The 16,376-nt window shown below is 63.7% G+C and carries 14 protein-coding genes; 11 read left to right on the forward strand and 3 right to left on the reverse strand.

Translation table 11 applies throughout. The annotated features are described in order from the left end of the window. Positions 1-20: 20 nt before the first annotated feature. The gene (locus ACF2JD_RS15435) at positions 21-1,022 is read left to right on the forward strand and encodes a dipeptide ABC transporter ATP-binding protein (protein WP_440987739.1); all 1,002 of its coding nucleotides are present in this window, start codon (positions 21-23) and stop codon (positions 1,020-1,022) included. 615 nt (positions 1,023-1,637) lie between these two features. Here the strand turns inward: ACF2JD_RS15435 and ACF2JD_RS15440 are convergent. After that, positions 1,638-3,089: an aminoacyl-histidine dipeptidase gene (locus ACF2JD_RS15440; RefSeq protein ID WP_171275569.1), complete on the reverse strand. Its 1,452-nt coding sequence runs from the start codon at positions 3,087-3,089 to the stop codon at positions 1,638-1,640. A 937-nt stretch (positions 3,090-4,026) separates the two neighbouring features. On the opposite strand from ACF2JD_RS15440, the gene gpt reads away from it, so the two are divergent. The 6 genes from gpt to ACF2JD_RS15470 all read left to right on the forward strand — a co-directional run bounded on the left by gpt (position 4,027) and on the right by ACF2JD_RS15470 (position 9,860). Then, the gene (gene gpt, locus ACF2JD_RS15445) at positions 4,027-4,494 is read left to right on the forward strand and encodes a xanthine phosphoribosyltransferase (RefSeq protein ID WP_025325960.1); all 468 of its coding nucleotides are present in this window, start codon (positions 4,027-4,029) and stop codon (positions 4,492-4,494) included. A gap of 176 nt (positions 4,495-4,670) precedes the next feature. Then, complete coding sequence (gene frsA / locus ACF2JD_RS15450) at positions 4,671-5,939, forward strand: esterase FrsA (RefSeq protein WP_139744014.1); 1,269 nt, start codon at positions 4,671-4,673, stop codon at positions 5,937-5,939. A 62-nt stretch (positions 5,940-6,001) separates the two neighbouring features. Further along, positions 6,002-6,394 (forward strand): sigma factor-binding protein Crl, encoded by a 393-nt coding sequence (crl, locus tag ACF2JD_RS15455; protein ID WP_106887691.1) that lies wholly within the window; start codon positions 6,002-6,004, stop codon positions 6,392-6,394. A gap of 132 nt (positions 6,395-6,526) precedes the next feature. Beyond that, complete coding sequence (gene proB / locus ACF2JD_RS15460) at positions 6,527-7,630, forward strand: glutamate 5-kinase (RefSeq protein ID WP_106887690.1); 1,104 nt, start codon at positions 6,527-6,529, stop codon at positions 7,628-7,630. A 191-nt stretch (positions 7,631-7,821) separates the two neighbouring features. Then, positions 7,822-9,075, forward strand: a complete 1,254-nt coding sequence (locus tag ACF2JD_RS15465) for a glutamate-5-semialdehyde dehydrogenase (protein WP_234691225.1) — start codon at positions 7,822-7,824, stop codon at positions 9,073-9,075. A 149-nt stretch (positions 9,076-9,224) separates the two neighbouring features. After that, positions 9,225-9,860 (forward strand): murein L,D-transpeptidase catalytic domain family protein, encoded by a 636-nt coding sequence (locus ACF2JD_RS15470; RefSeq protein WP_025325965.1) that lies wholly within the window; start codon positions 9,225-9,227, stop codon positions 9,858-9,860. A gap of 57 nt (positions 9,861-9,917) precedes the next feature. On the opposite strand, the gene ACF2JD_RS15475 is transcribed toward ACF2JD_RS15470, so the two are convergent. Next, on the reverse strand, positions 9,918-10,349 hold the full coding sequence (locus ACF2JD_RS15475; protein WP_025325966.1) for a universal stress protein: 432 nt from the start codon (positions 10,347-10,349) through the stop codon (positions 9,918-9,920). A 195-nt stretch (positions 10,350-10,544) separates the two neighbouring features. Between ACF2JD_RS15475 and ACF2JD_RS15480 the strand changes: the two genes are divergently transcribed. Beyond that, complete coding sequence (locus ACF2JD_RS15480) at positions 10,545-11,297, forward strand: hypothetical protein (RefSeq protein ID WP_440987740.1); 753 nt, start codon at positions 10,545-10,547, stop codon at positions 11,295-11,297. Between the two features lie 52 nt (positions 11,298-11,349). Here ACF2JD_RS15480 and ACF2JD_RS15485 read toward each other — a convergent pair whose 3' ends face one another. Further along, complete coding sequence (locus ACF2JD_RS15485) at positions 11,350-11,853, reverse strand: RNA methyltransferase (RefSeq protein ID WP_440987741.1); 504 nt, start codon at positions 11,851-11,853, stop codon at positions 11,350-11,352. A 314-nt stretch (positions 11,854-12,167) separates the two neighbouring features. Here ACF2JD_RS15485 and ACF2JD_RS15490 point away from each other — a divergent pair, with 314 nt between their 5' ends. The 3 genes from ACF2JD_RS15490 (at position 12,168) to ACF2JD_RS15500 (ending at position 16,287) form a co-directional block, all read left to right on the forward strand. Next, a complete protein-coding gene (locus ACF2JD_RS15490; RefSeq protein WP_440987742.1) occupies positions 12,168-14,792 on the forward strand; it encodes a molybdopterin-dependent oxidoreductase in 2,625 nt (874 codons plus the stop codon). Between the two features lie 29 nt (positions 14,793-14,821). Beyond that, complete coding sequence (gene cobA / locus ACF2JD_RS15495; protein WP_234568700.1) at positions 14,822-15,580, forward strand: uroporphyrinogen-III C-methyltransferase; 759 nt, start codon at positions 14,822-14,824, stop codon at positions 15,578-15,580. Between the two features lie 125 nt (positions 15,581-15,705). Continuing rightward, positions 15,706-16,287, forward strand: coding sequence for an ANTAR domain-containing protein (locus tag ACF2JD_RS15500; protein ID WP_440987743.1), 582 nt, complete (start codon positions 15,706-15,708; stop codon positions 16,285-16,287). Positions 16,288-16,376 lie beyond the last annotated feature (89 nt).

A 16,376-nucleotide genomic window follows, 5' to 3' on the forward strand; every position in this document is an offset into this window, starting at 1 on the left:
AATGGACGGGAGCGGCGGCGATGAGCGTCTTGTTGTCGGTCAGAGACTTGAAGCAGCACTTCAAGATGGGTGGCGGCTTTTTGCGCAAACCCTACACCGTCTATGCGGTGGATGGCATCAGCTTCGATCTCAAGCAGGGGGAGACGCTGGGGCTGGTGGGGGAGTCGGGTTGCGGCAAGTCTACCCTGGGGCGCTCCCTGCTCAAGCTGTTTGAACCCACGGCGGGGCAGATAAGCTTCGAGGGGCGCGACATCACCCGGTTGTCACCCGGGGAGATGCGATCCTTGCGCCAGGTGATGCAGATAGTCTTTCAGGATCCTGCAGAATCCCTCAACGGTCGCCACACAGTGGGCCAGATCCTGGAGGAGCCCTTCATCATCCACGGTAAAGGCAACACAGCGCAGCGACGCGGCTGGGTACTGGAGCTGCTGGACAAGGTAGGCCTGCCGAAGAGTGCGGTGGATCGCTATCCTCACGAGTTTTCCGGCGGCCAGCGCCAGCGCATCGGCATAGCCCGCGCCATCGCCCTCAAGCCCAAACTGCTGGTGTGCGACGAGGCGGTGTCGGCGCTGGACGTCTCGGTGCAGTCCCAGATAGTGAACCTGCTGCTCACCCTGCAGCGGGAGATGAATCTGGCCATCATCTTCATCGCCCACGATCTCTCTGTGGTCAAACACATCTCGGACAGGATTGCGGTCATGTACTTGGGAAGGATCGTCGAGCTGGCCGAGGCCCAGCAACTCTACCTGAGCCCGCGCCATCCCTATACCCAGGCGCTCATCTCGGCGATCCCGGTGCCGGATCCCCGCAGGCGCAACCAGCGCATCCTGCTGACCGGGGACGTCCCCTCACCCATCTCGCCGCCGAGCGGCTGCCATTTCCATCAGCGCTGCCCCTATGCCACAGAGCTGTGCCGAGGCACCTCGCCGAGTCTGGAGCCCTGTGGCACAGAGGCCCATCAGGTGGCCTGCCACTTCCCCTTGCCCGTGGTGGAGGCGGCGCCGCTGGGAAAGGCGGTCTGATGCCGGCGTCCGCTTCGCCAGGGCCGGTATCACAGCAAGGTGGCGTCGGGGACGAGCAATAAAAAAATGGGGCCTGTGGGCCCCATCTTCATGGTTGGAGTTCAGGTTTGGCCGTGGAACATCTGGCCCGGGCAGGACAGCGCCCCGAGGGGGTGGCTGTGGTGTGAATTGTTGAGTTGTTTTGTAGTTTTATTACGTCGTAATTTTCAACTTCCGGACGGGCGACATCAGGCGCCATAGCGGAAGTAGTAGTTGCGAGTCGAAGGCGCATAAGTGTCTTTCTCTTGTGTGCCTTTCTTGCTGGATGCGCCCTTAAGGTGGAACAGCACTGCCAGGTTCTCAAACATAGTCTTACCTCTTCGCTCTGTTGATTATTGTTTCCTGTGACCTTGGTCACAATTTGATGCTAGAGGCTTTTGTGATCTCGATCAACTTATTGTGTTGTAAATTTACATAAATCATGGAAAAGGTTTTCAAATCCAGGGTTGCTTATGGATACGATTTCAAGGGGGATCGGCAGGGGCAGTGAAGGGGTCAACGCAGAGAAAGGAGGGGCACAGTCCCAATGACATGCCCCGCACTGGGCGGGGCATGGAGTGGCTCGGGAGGCCGTGCTTACTTGGCCGGGATCTGTTCCAGCACATGGACCAGCAGCTGCCAGAAGCGCTCGACCGCCGGGATATGAACCCGCTCGTCCGGTGAGTGGGCGCCGCGAATGGTCGGGCCGAAGGAGACCATGTCCCAATCCGGGTAGGCGCTCTTGAACAGACCGCACTCGAGACCGGCGTGGATCACCATGACGTTCGGCATCTCGCCGAACAGGGTCTGGTAGCTGTTGCGTACCAGGGCCATGACGGGGGAGTCCACGTTCGGTGCCCAGCCCGGGTAGGCGCCGGTGAATTCACAGCTGGCGCCCGCCAGGCTGAACAGGGAACGGGTCATCTGCTCGACGCTCTCGCGACCCGAGTCGATGAGGGAGCGGATCAGGCACTGCACATAGACCTCACCCTCGAGGGTCTTGATGACGCCGAGGTTGGTGGAGGTCTCGGTGACACCCGGGATGGCATCGCTCATGCGGATGACGCCGTTGGGGCAGGCCATCAGGGCATCCAGCAGGCGGGTCTGGAGGGATTCGCTCATCAGCTTTGCGGGCATGTCCCGGCCGCTCAGCAGCACGGTCAGGTTTGCTTCCGTGGCGGCCAGCTCGCTCTGATAGATGCCGGCGTAGCGGTCAACCAGGGCTTTGAACTCGCTGACGCTGGCGGTGGGCACCAGCAGGGTGGCGCGGGCTTCGCGGGGGATGGCGTTGCGCAGGGTACCGCCGCTTATCTCGGCCAGACGCACCCCCAGCGGCTCGGCGGCCTTGAGCAGGCGCACCAGCAGCTTGTTGGCGTTGCCACGACCGCGGTGAATGTCGACCCCGGAGTGACCGCCACGCAGCCCCTTCACCTGCAGCTCGAAACCTTCACCCTGGGTGGCGGCAACCTGCTCCAGCGGGAAGCGGATATTGGCATCCACGCCGCCGGCGCAGCCCATGTAGACTTCGCCATCCTCTTCGGAGTCGGTGTTGAGCAGGATCTCGCCCTCCAGCCAGCCCGCTTCCAGGCCGAAGGCGCCTGTCATGCCGGTCTCTTCGTCCGTGGTCAGCAGCACTTCCAGCGGGCCGTGCTTGATGGTCTTGTCGGCCAGCACGGCCAGACAGCCTGCCATGCCCATGCCGTTGTCGGCCCCCAGGGTGGTGCCACGGGCGGTGACCCATTCACCGTCGATGTAGGCATCGATGGGATCCTGGGTGAAGTCGTGCCGGGTGTCGGCATTGGCCTGGGGCACCATGTCGATGTGGGCCTGCAGCACCACGGCCTTGCGGTTTTCCATGCCCGGGGTGGCCGGCTTCTTGATGATGATGTTGCCCACGGCGTCTTGTTTGACCGCCAGGCCTTCCCCCTGAGCCCACTGCACTATCCAGGCGCTCAACTTGGCCTCGTGCTTGGAGGGGTGGGGAATGGAGCAGATCTGCTCGAAGAATTGCCAAATCAATTTGGGAGACAGAGAACTAAGCTGTGCCACGTCGGGACTCCTTACCAGCACGGAAATGGACAGGGCCCAGTGGGCCGCAGAAGAGGGTAACGATAATACAGTCAATCACACAAAAATGTGAGCGATCTGCGCAAATTGCGGTCTGCTTGTGCTGATAAAGGGAGCCTGAATGGCGAACATGACTGCCTCGCCCATGGTTACCAGCAGAAGATGAAATTCGTGACGCACATCACAAAAATATTGTCTTTTCGCCGCCGGGTGGTAAATTAGCCGCCGTGGGTCAACCACTTGTCAGGATGACAATGAATGCCTCCAGGGAACCGAAGCAAAGCAAGTGCGCCTCCACGGAACCGAGTGTCTGTTCAAGGATCTGAACCCGCATTAAAGGTACGTAACTTGTTAAGCAATCAGGAGTTCATTATGTCAGGCAGCAATTCAACCTATTGGTTTGCCCAGTCTCTCTATACCCAGGGTTTCAACTATCCGAACCCCTACGCCGGTCGTCGTTAAGACGGGCAGTCAGCCAGGCTGACAGAGAAAGCAGAAAAGCAGCAGGTGTGTGAGGGTTCCATCCTCCCCCTGCTATTTTTTTACCCGAAATTCGAGGTTTGCTCTTCGAATGAGCACCCTGTTGATGAGGACTGGGCCCCGAGGGGAGGCCAAACGGGCAGGAGATGGCCGACTTTTCCTGTTTTTCGCATACGTTTGCCAGTCATTTTATCTGCAAAGGGTGCTATCATACCGGCCCAACAGCTGGCCTGAGGTCTGGGTCTAGATCGAGATGGCCGCCAGCCATGCCCGTCCTGCTTTCAATGCATCTGCTTTTTGCTGCCGAGGGTTCATCCCTGAGGCCGCAAAAGTGCAAGCAAAATTCAGGAAACGGGGGCCAGAATTTACCGGATCCCGTGTGTCTGCCGGGACTCTTATGTCTTAGTGATTGCCTTTATAACTCGTTGAGATCGATAGCATGCCAAAGAAATTCTATGTGTCGTGGGATAACCTGCAACGTGAAGCGCGCCGTCTGGCCCGTCGTCAACTGCCCGTCAGCCAGTGGAAAGGGATCATCGCGGTCAGCCGTGGTGGCCTGGTGCCTGCTGCCCTGATGGCCCGTGAACTTGGCATTCGCAACGTCGAAACCCTCTGCATCTCCAGCTATGACCACAACAGCCAGCGTGAGCTGGTGGTCGTCAAGGCCGCCACCACAGCCGGTGACGGTGAAGGCTGGCTGGTAGTGGAAGATCTGGTGGACACAGGAACTACCGCCAAGGCGATCCGCGAGCTCTATCCCAAGGCCAAGTTCATCGCCATCTTCGCCAAGCCCATGGGTGAGCAATTGCTGGATGACTTCGAGGTCGCCATCCCGCAGGACACCTGGATTGAGCAGCCCTGGGACATGGCGCTGGAGTTTGCCAACCCGATCTGCGACGAAGAGTAATCGCCCCCTGCCTTGGCGCACCGTCTGCCCCTGACTTTGGTGGGGCGGCTCGCTCGCGCTGATGGCAAGATGGTTTCATAGGGCCCCTGTTTGGGGCCTTATGCGTTTATGATGTGGCTGCCCGCGGTGAAAAGTGGTTAAGATGGACCATTGTTTGAGACAGAAGAGTCACCATCTTGGAACCAAACGACGATACCAACCTGACGGAAAAGCTGTTCACCCGGGTCAAACAGGTATTGGAAACCTCCGAAATATCCAACTCCAGCCTGGTCGATGAGCAGGACAGCTCCCTGGCCGAGAGCTTCATCGACGGCGCCCTGTCGCCCCATTGGTACCGCCTGCTGCGCCGGCCGACCTGGGCCTGGCAGGGGGCGGATCCGGTGGAAGTGGAGCAGACTCTTGCCCGCATCGCCATGGGTCAGGGGGAGCGCAGCCACGAGCGCTATCTGGATACCATCAAAGGCTATGTGCCCGGCAACTGGGTCTATGAGTGGAGCCAGCTGGCTGGCCGCTATTTCAATGCCGGGCGCGAGCTGGTCAGCCAGGGCGACAGCGCCGGGGCGTTGAAGAATCTGCTCAAGGCGGTGCGCTACTACTCCATCGCGAGCTACCCCCACCTCAAGAATGACGAGCTGGCGGATCAGGCCCAGCTGCTCTGCAACATGGCCTACCGCGAGGCAGGCAGGCTGTTCAAGGTGCCCCTCAAGGAGCTGCAGGTCCCGTTCCGGGGCAAGACCATTCAAGGCTATCTGCACCTGCCCACCACCGACAGGCCTGTGCCCCTGGTCATCGTCAGCGGCGGCATAGACGCCCTCCAGGTCGACTTCCTCAACTTCTACTTCAAGTGCCTCGAGCCCCACGGCATCGGCATGCTGTCGCTGGACATGCCGGGAACCGGCTATGCGGAGCATTGGCCTCTGGTGCAGGACACCAGTCGCCTGCACCAGGCGGTGCTCAACCACCTCTCCGAGGTGGCCTGGGTCGATCATCAGCGCATCGCCATGGTGGGGTTCCGCCTCGCCGGCAATGTGGCGGCGCGCCTCGCCTTCATCGAGCCCTTCAAGCTCAGGACTGTGGTCTGCATCGGGGCCGGCATCAATCAGGTGTTTACCAATCAGGAGATGTTTGCCCGCTGTCCGCGCATGATGCGAGACGGGCTGGCGAACCGCCTGGGGGCCGATGCCGCCCAGTGGGATCTGCTGCGCACCAAGTGCCAGGTCTTCTCCCTCAAGACCCAGGGGTTGCTGGGGAGCCGCACCTCTGTGCCCATCCTGAGCATTGGCCACAAGCGCGACTTCATTTGTCCCGAGCAGGATGTCCGGGCCCTGGCCTCCGCCAGCCGCAATGGCAAGGCGGTGGTGTTCGACAAACAGCCTCTGCTGGAGGTGTATGACGAGGCGCTCAAAGAGACGGTAGATTGGCTAAAGAAACACTTATGTACATGATATAGAACTAAAAATGTAACATCACCATGTGATGGTATGGCTTGTTCAACAGGGAGGTTAGCATGTCAGAAAGAGTGACCTACAAGCGATTGCTGAGGCAATTCGCGGCCATTGGCCCCTATCTGCGCGAGGATCTGTGCGAAGAGGGACGCTACCGCTTCGACTGCCTTTCCGTCTGCGTCAGCGCCAAACCGGCGCCGGACAAGCGGGAGTTCTGGGGCTGGTGGCTGGTGCTGGAGCAGGAGGACCACAGCTTCAGCTATCACTATCAGGTCGGCTTCTACAATGCGGACGGGGAGTGGATCAACAAGCCGCTGCCCAAGAAGCACCAGGCCGAGGTCGAGCGTACCCTCAACCACTTCTACAAGCTCATCAGCGCCAAGCTGACCCTGCTGGAGTGCACCTTGTCTCCCGCCAAGCAGGTCACCGCCGAGCTGAACGTGACGGCGGCCTGATCCGCCCGGGCCCTGCGGTCATATCCGCGGGGCCTCCTTCTTTGCCATGACAGCTGTGAGGCTTAATTGCCTTGCAGGGTAACAGGGCCGTGGGTATAAAGGGATTCCTTACTTTTCTAACCCTTTGTTCCCATGGAAAACAGAACCATAGTCGTCAAATTGGGCACCAGCGTGCTCACCGGGGGATCTGCCCGTCTCAACCGTGCCCACATGGTGGAGCTGGTCAGGCAATGTGCCGCCCTGCATCGACACGGACACCGTGTCGTTCTGGTGACCTCTGGCGCCATCGCCGCCGGACGTGAGCACCTGGGGCACCCTCCGCTGGCGCCGACCCTGCCCAACAAGCAGATGCTGGCGGCGGTGGGCCAGACCCAGCTCATCCGGGTATGGCAGGACCTGTTCAACCTCTACGGGCTGCACATCGGCCAGATGTTGCTGACCCGCGCCGATCTGGAGGACAGGGAGCGTTACCTCAATGCACGCGACACCCTGCGCACCCTGCTCGATCATCGCATCATCCCCGTCATCAACGAGAACGACGCCGTGGCCACCGCCGAGATCAAGGTGGGGGACAACGACAATCTCTCCGCTCGCGCCGCCATCCTGGCGGATGCGGATCTGCTGATCCTGCTCACCGACCAGAAGGGGCTCTTTACCGCGGATCCCCGCACCAACCCGGATGCCCAGCTCATCGAAGAGGTGCAGACCATAGACGACACCCTGCGCTCCCTCGCCGGTGACAGCGTCAGCGGTCTCGGGACCGGTGGCATGGCCACCAAGCTGCAGGCCGCCGACGTGGCACGCCGCGCCGGGGTCAACGTGGTGATCGCCACCGGCCAGATCCCGGAAGTGATAGGTCGCCTCGCCGCCGGCGAGCGTGTGGGCACCCTGTTTCCGGCGCTGGCCTCGCCGCTGGAAGGGCGCAAGAGCTGGATCCTGGCAGGGCCCCCCCCCCATGGGGAAGTCCAGGTGGATCAGGGGGCCGTGGCAGCCATGCAGGAGAAGGGCTCCAGCCTGCTGCCCAAGGGCATAGTCGCGGTCAAGGGAGACTTCGTCCGTGGCGACGTGGTGCGGATCCTGGGCCCTCAGGGAAGCGAGCTGGCCCGCGGCATCTGCCGTTACGATCATCTGGAGCTTGAGAAGCTGCGGGGCCTACACTCGGATCAGATAGAGGCCGTGCTGGGTTACGGCTATGGCGCCGTTGCTATCCACAGAGACGACATGGTGCTGCTGTAAAGCAGCCGGCTCGATAGAAACTGCGGCCATGGCTACGGGAGCATGGACCATCCACAGAGACGATATGGTGCTGCTGTAAAGCAGCTGGCTCGATAGAAACTGCGGCCATGGCTACGGGATCATGGGCCATCCACAGAGACGACATGGTGCTGCTGTAAGCGACACCTATGAAAGAGAAAAAGGATGACGTTATGAGTCTGGAGAAAATGGGGCAGGCGGCCCGCGAGGCCGCCTATCAGCTGGCGACCATCAGTACGGCGCAGAAAAACCGGGCGCTGGCCGCCATCGCCGATGAATTGGAGGCGCACAGTGCGCAGATCCTGGCTGCCAATGAGAAGGATATAGCGGCTGGCCGCGACGCCGGCTTGTCGGAAGCCATGCTGGATCGCCTGCTGCTCAACCCCGCCCGCCTCGCCGGCATAGTGGCGGACGTGCGCAAGGTGATCTCCCTGGATGATCCGGTGGGCGCTGAGATCGACAGCCGGGTGCTGGAGAATGGCCTGCGCCTCTCCCGTCGCCGGGTGCCCATCGGGGTCATAGGCGTCATCTACGAGGCGCGCCCCAACGTCACCATCGACATCGCCAGCCTCTGCCTCAAGACCGGCAACGCCAGCATCTTGCGCGGTGGCCGCGAGACCTTCCACTCCAATCTGGAGCTGGTGCGGGTGATCCAGAGCGCGCTGGCCGCCTCCGGCCTGCCTGGGGATGCGGTGCAGTACATCGACAATCCGGACCGGGCCCTGGTGGGCGAGCTGCTGCGCCTCGACCGCTATGTGGACATGATCATCCCCCGCGGCGGTGCCGGGCTGCACAAGATGTGCAAGGAGAACAGCTCCATCCCCGTCATCATCGGCGGCTTTGGCATCAGCCACATCTTCGTGGACGAGAGCGCCGATCTGGAACGCTCCCTGGCGGTCATCGACAACGCCAAGGTGCAGCGCCCCTCCGCCTGCAACGCCCTCGATACCCTGCTGGTTCACGAGCAGATCGCCGCCCGCTTCCTGCCGCAGCTGGTCTCCCTGATGAACGAGCGCAAGGTGACCCTGGTGGGCGCCGCCAACGCCATGCCACTGCTGGCAGGGGCCGACAACCTGTGCGAGGCGGGAGCGGAAGATTTCGACACCGAATGGCTGGGACTGACCCTGGGGGTCAAGCTGGTGGCTGACGTCAACGAGGCGCTGGCCCACATGCGCGAGCACAACGCCGGCCACTCAGATGCCATCCTGACCAACGATCTGGCCAATGCGGAGCGCTTCGTCAACGGCGCCGGCTCTGCGGCTGTCTACGTCAACGCCTCCACCCGCTTCACCGACGGCGGCCAGTTTGGCCTGGGGGCGGAAGTCGCTGTCTCGACCCAGATGCTGCACGCCCGTGGCCCCATGGGACTGACCGAGCTGACCAGCTACAAGTGGGTTGGTCAGGCGGACTACCTGATCCGTGCCTGAGCAAGGTCGTCAACATATTGCCGTCAATGCCGACTCAGGTCGGCATTTTTGTGGTTTTTTATTGCGCACTATCAGTGGCTTGCATATAACTATCCAGCGAGACATGGCGTCATTCAGAACGTCAGTTCAGGAAGGGGAGCGACTTCAGGATGAAGCGACAGTATTGGATGTCGCGGCTGGCCAGCCTCTGGCTGGGGCTGCCGCTGCTGCTGGGGGCGCTCTGCTTCAGCAGCCAGGGCCACGCCAGCTGGGATCAGGATCTCTATCGCCAGCTGGGTCTGGCGGGCAAGCTGGACAAGCAGGTATTTCGCAAGGCCCTGCAGGGCTATCAAGATGTGCGCCACAAGCGCAAACCCATACTCACCATCATCGACTACAGCAAACCCTCGACCATGCGCCGCCTCTTCGTCATCGACGTGAAGCGTCACAAGCTGCTCTACCACACCTGGGTCAGCCACGGTCGCAATTCGGGGGAGCTGGCCGCGCGCCAGTTCTCCAACCAGCTCAACTCCCGCCAGAGCTCCCTCGGGGTCTATCGCACCGCCGAGACCTATCAGGGCAAGCACGGCTACTCACTGCGCCTGGACGGACTCAGTCCCGGCAAGAACAGCAATGCCCGCAAGCGCGCCATAGTGGTGCACGGGGCTGACTATGCGAGCCCGAGGCATTTGCAAAAATATGACAAGCTGGGCCGCAGCTGGGGTTGCCCGGCCCTGCCGCGAGAGCAGTCCAGGGCCATCATAGACACCATCAAGGGGGGCAGCGTCATCTATGCCCACGGTTGAGGGGGCATAGAGAGCAAAAAGGCCAGCTCGTGCTGGCCTTCCGGTCGGGGGCTGGGGTTACTTGCGCACCACCAGCACGGGGCAGGGGGCGTGGCGCACCACGGATTCCGCCACGCTGCCCACCAGCAGGTGGCTGATGCCGGAGCGACCGTGGCTGCCCATGACCAGCAGATCCACCTTGTCTTCCTTCGCCTGGATCACTATCTCGTCGGCGGCGCGGCCGAAGCGCACCTCGAACTTGGCTGGGATGGGCAGGCTGGCGACCAGCTCCTTGAGCTGGCTCTTGGCCTGACGCTCCATCTCATGGGTGATCTCGATGGCGGTCATGTGCAGGATCTTGTAGCTGTCGAAACCGTGCAGCTGATCCACCACGTGGACCAGCTTGAGCTCGGCCTGATGGCTCTGGGCCATGAAGACGGCGTAGTCGAGCACGGCCTTGGACATCTCGGAAAAATCGACGGGACAGAGCAGGGATTTGATGGTTGGCATGAGAAGGCTCCCCTCAGTTAGGTCACTAATGAATCTTATGCTTCATGATACCGATCGAGGGGGCAATAACCCTCGACCCGCTCGCAAAATCGGGAAAAATGTAACAGGGCAGGCTGGCTTTCTATGCTATCTGTATGCCTGAACGGGCCGTCTGGCGGTGAGCGCCTGCCGACGGTCATACCACCGAGGAAACCCATGGTTCGTCTTTTTCTGTTCTGCTGCCTGCTGCTCATCTGGCCCGTGCGGGCCGATACCCTGGATGTCTATTGCGATGACTGGCCCGGCTTCTGCCAGAAGGATGGCGAAGGTGTCTATCTGGACATAGTGCGCGCCATCTATGAGCCCGAGGGCTATGTGGTGCGCCCGCACCTGGTGCCTTACAAGCGGGCGCTGGCGGTGGTGTCGCAGAAGGCGGGGGACATGGCGATGGGGGTCTATCGGGGAGAGGTGAAGGGCGCCCATCAGCCCGATTACCCCGACTCGGCGGACTACGTGAGCGTGGTGATGCAAAAGCACTGGTTGCCACACTGGGCCGGCGAGCACAGCCTGAAGGAGCAGGAGGTGCTCTGGCTGCGGGGCTGGGCCTTCGACAAGTTCATCCCGCTGCCGATGCGCTGGTACGAGATAGACAGCCATGAGATGGCGCTGCAATTGCTGCTCAAGGGGCGCTATCGCTACTACCTGACCGACGGCGCCCTCTACCCCAAGGATGCCCTCCCGCCCGAGCTGGCGCAGGTGTTCCTGCGCTGGATCCCGACCTACCCCATCTTCGCCAATAACGAGAAGGGCAGGCAGTTGCATGGGCTCTGGGATCCCGGCATGCGCACCCTGATAAGGGAGGGGACACTGGCACGGATCTACCGGGAAAACCGGCTCTACGACGACTACCTGGACTTTATCAGGGAGCAGGAGGCGAGGGTGCGCAGGGAGGCGCCATCACAGGATTGAGGCGGCCTGCTGTCCGGTCACCTGGATCATCGTCTTGCTCTGCCTTCTGCCTTCAGCCTTCAGCCCTTAGCTTCTTGGCCAGCCGATCGTAGAGGATCACGTTGACCGAGGCGGCCAGGTTCATGCAACCCTGAGTCGGCACATAGACAACCTCCTTCACCGCCTCGAAGCGGGCGGGCTCCAGGGTGCCATCCTCAGGGCCGAAGATGTAGAAGGCCCGCTCGGGGTGCTCGTAGTCCGGCAGCGAGGTGGCTCCCTCGATGAGATCCACCAGCACAGGGGTACAGCCTTCGGGGACGAAGGCCAGCAGATCCTCGACCCCGAGCAGGGGGATCTTCTCCACCATCTGCTTGGTGTCGGTGGCAAAACGCCGCGCCAGCTCGAAGCGTTGACCCGTGTAGTAGACCTCTTCTGCCCCGTAGCAGCCGGCGGCCCGCATCACGGCCCCCACGTTCTCCGGTGACTTGGGGTTGACCAGCCCGATGGCGCAATACTCGGGGGCCGCATCCGGCCGCGCATCGACCCGCTCTGCGGCGCCGTAACCTGACTCTTTCATCTCGTTCTCCTCTGTGGCGGCGCATTATACCCCCGGTGAGCCCCTTGCCCAGCCTGTGGCGCAGACTCCCGTCCGGCGGGCCCAACAAGGGAGCAGTTGCACCGCCCTGGCGCAGCCCTGCGCCCTGGCGCCCAATGGCGACGCACCTTGCATACTGGCGCGGGCTTTGCAGTCACTTCCCCATACAAGATGACTGAGGCTCATCCGGACAAAGGCGTCCGTCCCCGCAGGGGGGCGGACGCTTTTTTATGGGCCCGTCATCAAACAGGACAAGGAGGCGGCCCCGGGGGCCGCCGGCGACAAGGAGCGAGGGAATGAAGACCACCTGTGCCTATTGTGGAGTGGGGTGTGGCATCCGGTTGAGCCGGGAGGGGGAGAGCTGGCAACTGCAGGGGGATGAAGAGCATCCGGCCAACGGCGGCGCCCTGTGCGTCAAGGGGGCCAGCCTGCTGGAGAGCCTGGCCTTCCCCGACCGCCTGCTCTATCCGCGCTGGATGGGGCAGCGCATCGGCTGGGAGGAGGCGCTCGATACCCTGGCCAGTCGTTTTACCGCCATATTGGCCGAATCCGGGCCCGAGGCCATCGGCATCTACCTGTCGGGCCAGCTCACCACAGAGGATTACTACGTCGCCAACAAGCTGATGAAGGGGTATCTGGGCAGCGCCAACGTGGACACCAACTCCCGGCTCTGCATGTCGTCGGCTGTGGTGGCCCATCAGCGCGCCTTCGGGGAGGATCTGGTGCCCGCCTGCTACGAGGATCTGGAGCTCGCGGATCTGGTGGTGCTGACCGGTGCCAATACCGCCTGGACCCACCCCGTGCTGTTTCGTCGCCTGCAGCAGGCGCGGGCGCGGCGTCCCGAGCTCAGGCTGGTGGTGCTGGATCCCCGCCGCACCATGACGGCGGAGCAGGGGGATCTGCATCTGGCCCTCAAGCCCGGCAGCGACGTGGCGCTGTGGAACGGCCTGTGCCGTTATCTGCTCGACAGCGACGGCTGGGACAAGGCCTATGTGGCGCAGCATGTGAGCGGCTTCGAGGCGCTGGCGGCGGCGCTGGACGACCCCGCCTGGCAACTGGACGAGGTGGCCCGCTGCTGCGGCCTCTCCCGCAGCGATCTGCTCGGCTTCTACCAGCTGTTTGCCCGCACCCCCAGGACAGTCACCCTGTTCTGCCAGGGAATAAACCAGTCCAACCAGGGGGTGGACAAGGCCAACGCCATCATCAATGCCCACTTGCTGTGTGGCCGCATCGGCAAGCCGGGGGCTGCCCCCTTCTCCATGACGGGGCAACCCAACGCCATGGGGGGGCGCGAGGTTGGGGGACTTGCGACCCAGCTCGCCGCCCACATGGGCTTTGGCGAGGAGGAGTGTGATAGGGTGCAGCGCTTCTGGGGAAGCCCGACCATAGTGCGCGGGCCTGGGCACAAGGCGGTGGCCTTGTTCGAGGCGGTGCACAGGGGGGAGATCCGCGCCCTCTGGGTGCTCGGCACCAACCCGGCTGTCTCCCTGCCGGACGGCAACCGGGTGCGCGAAGCCCTGAGCCGCTGCGAGCTGCTGGTGGTCTCCGAGGTGACGGCCAATACCGACACGGCGCGCCTCGCCCACCTGCTGCTGCCCGCCGCCGCCTGGGGTGAGAAGGGCGGCACAGTCACCAACTCCGAGCGCACCATCAGCCGTCAGCGCGCCTTCCTGCCCCTGCCGGGGGAGGCCAGGCCTGACTGGTGGGCCCTGACCCAGCTCGCCCGCCGGCTCGGCTTTGGCGAGGGGTTCGCCTATGAGCACGAGCACGAGATCTTCTGTGAACACGCCGCCCTCTCCGGCTTCGAGAACGAAGGGGCCCGCCAGTTCGACATCTCTGGGCTGGCGGATCTTAGCCGCGCCGAGTTCGAGGCGCTCGCCCCCCTGAGCTGGCCCGTCAACGGCGACTGGCCAAAGGGGCGAGCCCGATTGTTCGAGGACGGGCGCTTTGCCACCCCGGATGGCCGGGCCCGCCTGCAGCCCCTGGCCCAGCACTTCCCCCCGCAGCCGAAGGCCGCCCCCCGGGGGGAGGATCTCTCCCTGCTCCTCAACAGCGGGCGGCTGCGGGATCAGTGGCACACCATGACCCGCACAGGTCACGTGCCCAGGTTGCAGGAGGCCGAGCCCTGGCCCAGGGTGCGGGTGGGGGCCGCCAGCCTGCTGGCGCTCGGCGTCAGGGAGGGGGAGCTGGTGCGTCTCTACAACGAGCTCGGGGAGGCCCTGCTGCTGGTCGGGCTGGACGAGGGGCTGAGGGAGGGGGAGGCCTTCCTGCCCATGCACTGGACCGACAGCCAGTGCAGCCAGGGGGCGGTCAACCGCCTCATCGCCGCCGTGGTGGATCCCCTCTCGGGCCAGCCCATGTTCAAGCAGGGGCGGGTGCAGGCCAGGGCGCAGGCCACCCGCTGGCAGGGGCTCTGGTGCGGCCGCCATGAGTGGCGCGAGCCGGTGGACTGGTGGGCAAGGCGCCCCCTGCCCGAGGGCAACTGCACCCTGCTGGCCTCCTGGTCCGACAGCCCCCAGGGGCTGTGGCAGCGGCTGGGGGCCGAGGGGCACTGGCTGCGGCTGCCCATGAAGGAGGGCTGGCTCGCCCTGGCCCTGGCCGGGGATCGCATCGAGGGCATCTTGCTGGTGGGGGAGCGGCGCCCTGACATCAAGGTCGATCTGCTGGCCAGCCTGCTCGGCACGCCGCTGCAGGCGGGGGCCCTGAGCCAAACCCTGAGCCTGGCCCTGGCCGGGGAGAGCCGGCTGGTCTGCTCCTGCCTGCGGGTGTCGGAGCAGCGCATCGTCGATGCCATCACCCGGCAGGGTGTGAGCGAACTGGCGGGGCTGCAGGCCCTGCTCGGCTGCGGCAGCAACTGCGGCACCTGCCTGCCCGAGATCGACAAGCTGTTGATCAAGCATGTCTATATCGCCCAGGCCTGAGGCCTGGGCAGCAACACAAGGAGTGTGCGATGAGCCAAATCAGTCTGGTAGGAGCGGGCCCCGGGCCCCTCGAATTGTTGACCCTGCGCGCCCTGCACCGCATAGAGGCGGCTGAGGTGGTGGTCTATGACCGCCTGGTGGGGAGCGAGATCCTGGCCCGGATCCCCCAGGGGGCGGCCCGCTTCGACGTGGGCAAGCGCTGCGGCGAGCCGAGCCCGACCCAGGAGGAGATCAACGCCCTGCTGCTGGCCCTGGCTCGCACCGGCAAGCGGGTGGTGCGCCTCAAGGGGGGGGATCCCCTGGTGTTCGGCCGGGGCGGGGAGGAGGCGCTGCACCTGGCCCGCCACGGCATAGAGGCCGAGCTGGTGCCCGGCATCACGGCGGCCCTGGGCTGCGCCGCCAGCACCCTGATCCCCCTGACCCACAGGGGACTGGCGCGCTCCCTGACCCTGGTGACGGGCCACCTGATGGACGAGGGGGACTATCGAGGCTGGCAGGGACTGACCCGGGCCGGCCACACCCTGGTGTTCTACATGGGGCTGGAGCGGGCGGCCCAGATCCGGCAGGGGCTGCTGGCGGCAGGGGCATCCGGGGATCTGCCGGTGGCCCTGGTGGTGGCCGGGTGCAGTGCGCGCCAGCAGGTCCATCACGCCCGGCTGGAGGGGCTGGAGCTGGCCGCCCGGGCCCTGCTCGGCCAGAGCCCTGTGCTGATGATCATGGGGGAGGTGGTGAACCTGGGCGCCGAGCTGCAGGCCCTGCTGAACCAGACCATGGAGCGGGTGGCCTGAGCCGGGGTTTCCCCTCTACCCCCACTACCTCTGGATAGATAAAAAGGAGGTAGATTCAAATAGTTGGCCTTCATGTTGCGGCATGTTCAGCAGACACGTTGCGATAGCCGTTGGCAAGGAGCGCCATGACTACTCTTCCCCGGGGCCAGGATGGCCCCCCCTCCCGCCTGCTGATCCACGCCGATGATCCGGGTCAGGCCAATCGCCTGGCCCTGCTGGTGAGCCACTACGGCCATCAGCCCAGGATACTCGACACCCGTCAGTTGCTGACCCCTATGGATCAGGGGGATGCCCTGCTGGTCAGTTGCCGCCAGTTCGGCGCCGAGGTGCGCCTCGGCCTCTCCCTCTGGTCGGGCTTGCCGCGCCTGCTGTTCTGCGAGCGGCTCGGGGGCGACACCCAGCTCGCCCTGCTGCAGCAGGGGGTGCTGCTGGTGCCCCACCCTTGCGGCGAGCGGGAGCCGGTGGAGCAGTGGTTGCGCCTCGCCCGCAGCCAGCTGGCCATGGTGCAGGCCCTGATGCAGACCGAGAGCGAGCTGCGCCAGAAGCTGGAGGAGCGGCGGCTCGTCGAGCAGGCCAAGGGGCGCCTGATGCGCCATCAGGGGCTGGACGAGGAGCAGGCCTACCGCCTGATGCGCAGCACCGCCATGAGCCGGCACCTGAGCCTGGGGGAGCTGGCGCGGCAACTGCTGCAGGCATTGCCCGCCTGAGCGCCCCGCTGGCAAACCGTTTTGGTGCAATTGCGCCTAATTGAGGCAAACGAGGGGAGAAACAGGGAGGAAAGAGGCGGGATAGGGCC

The organism is Aeromonas ichthyocola (assembly GCF_046087985.1).
Taxonomy (GTDB): domain Bacteria; phylum Pseudomonadota; class Gammaproteobacteria; order Enterobacterales; family Aeromonadaceae; genus Aeromonas; species Aeromonas rivipollensis.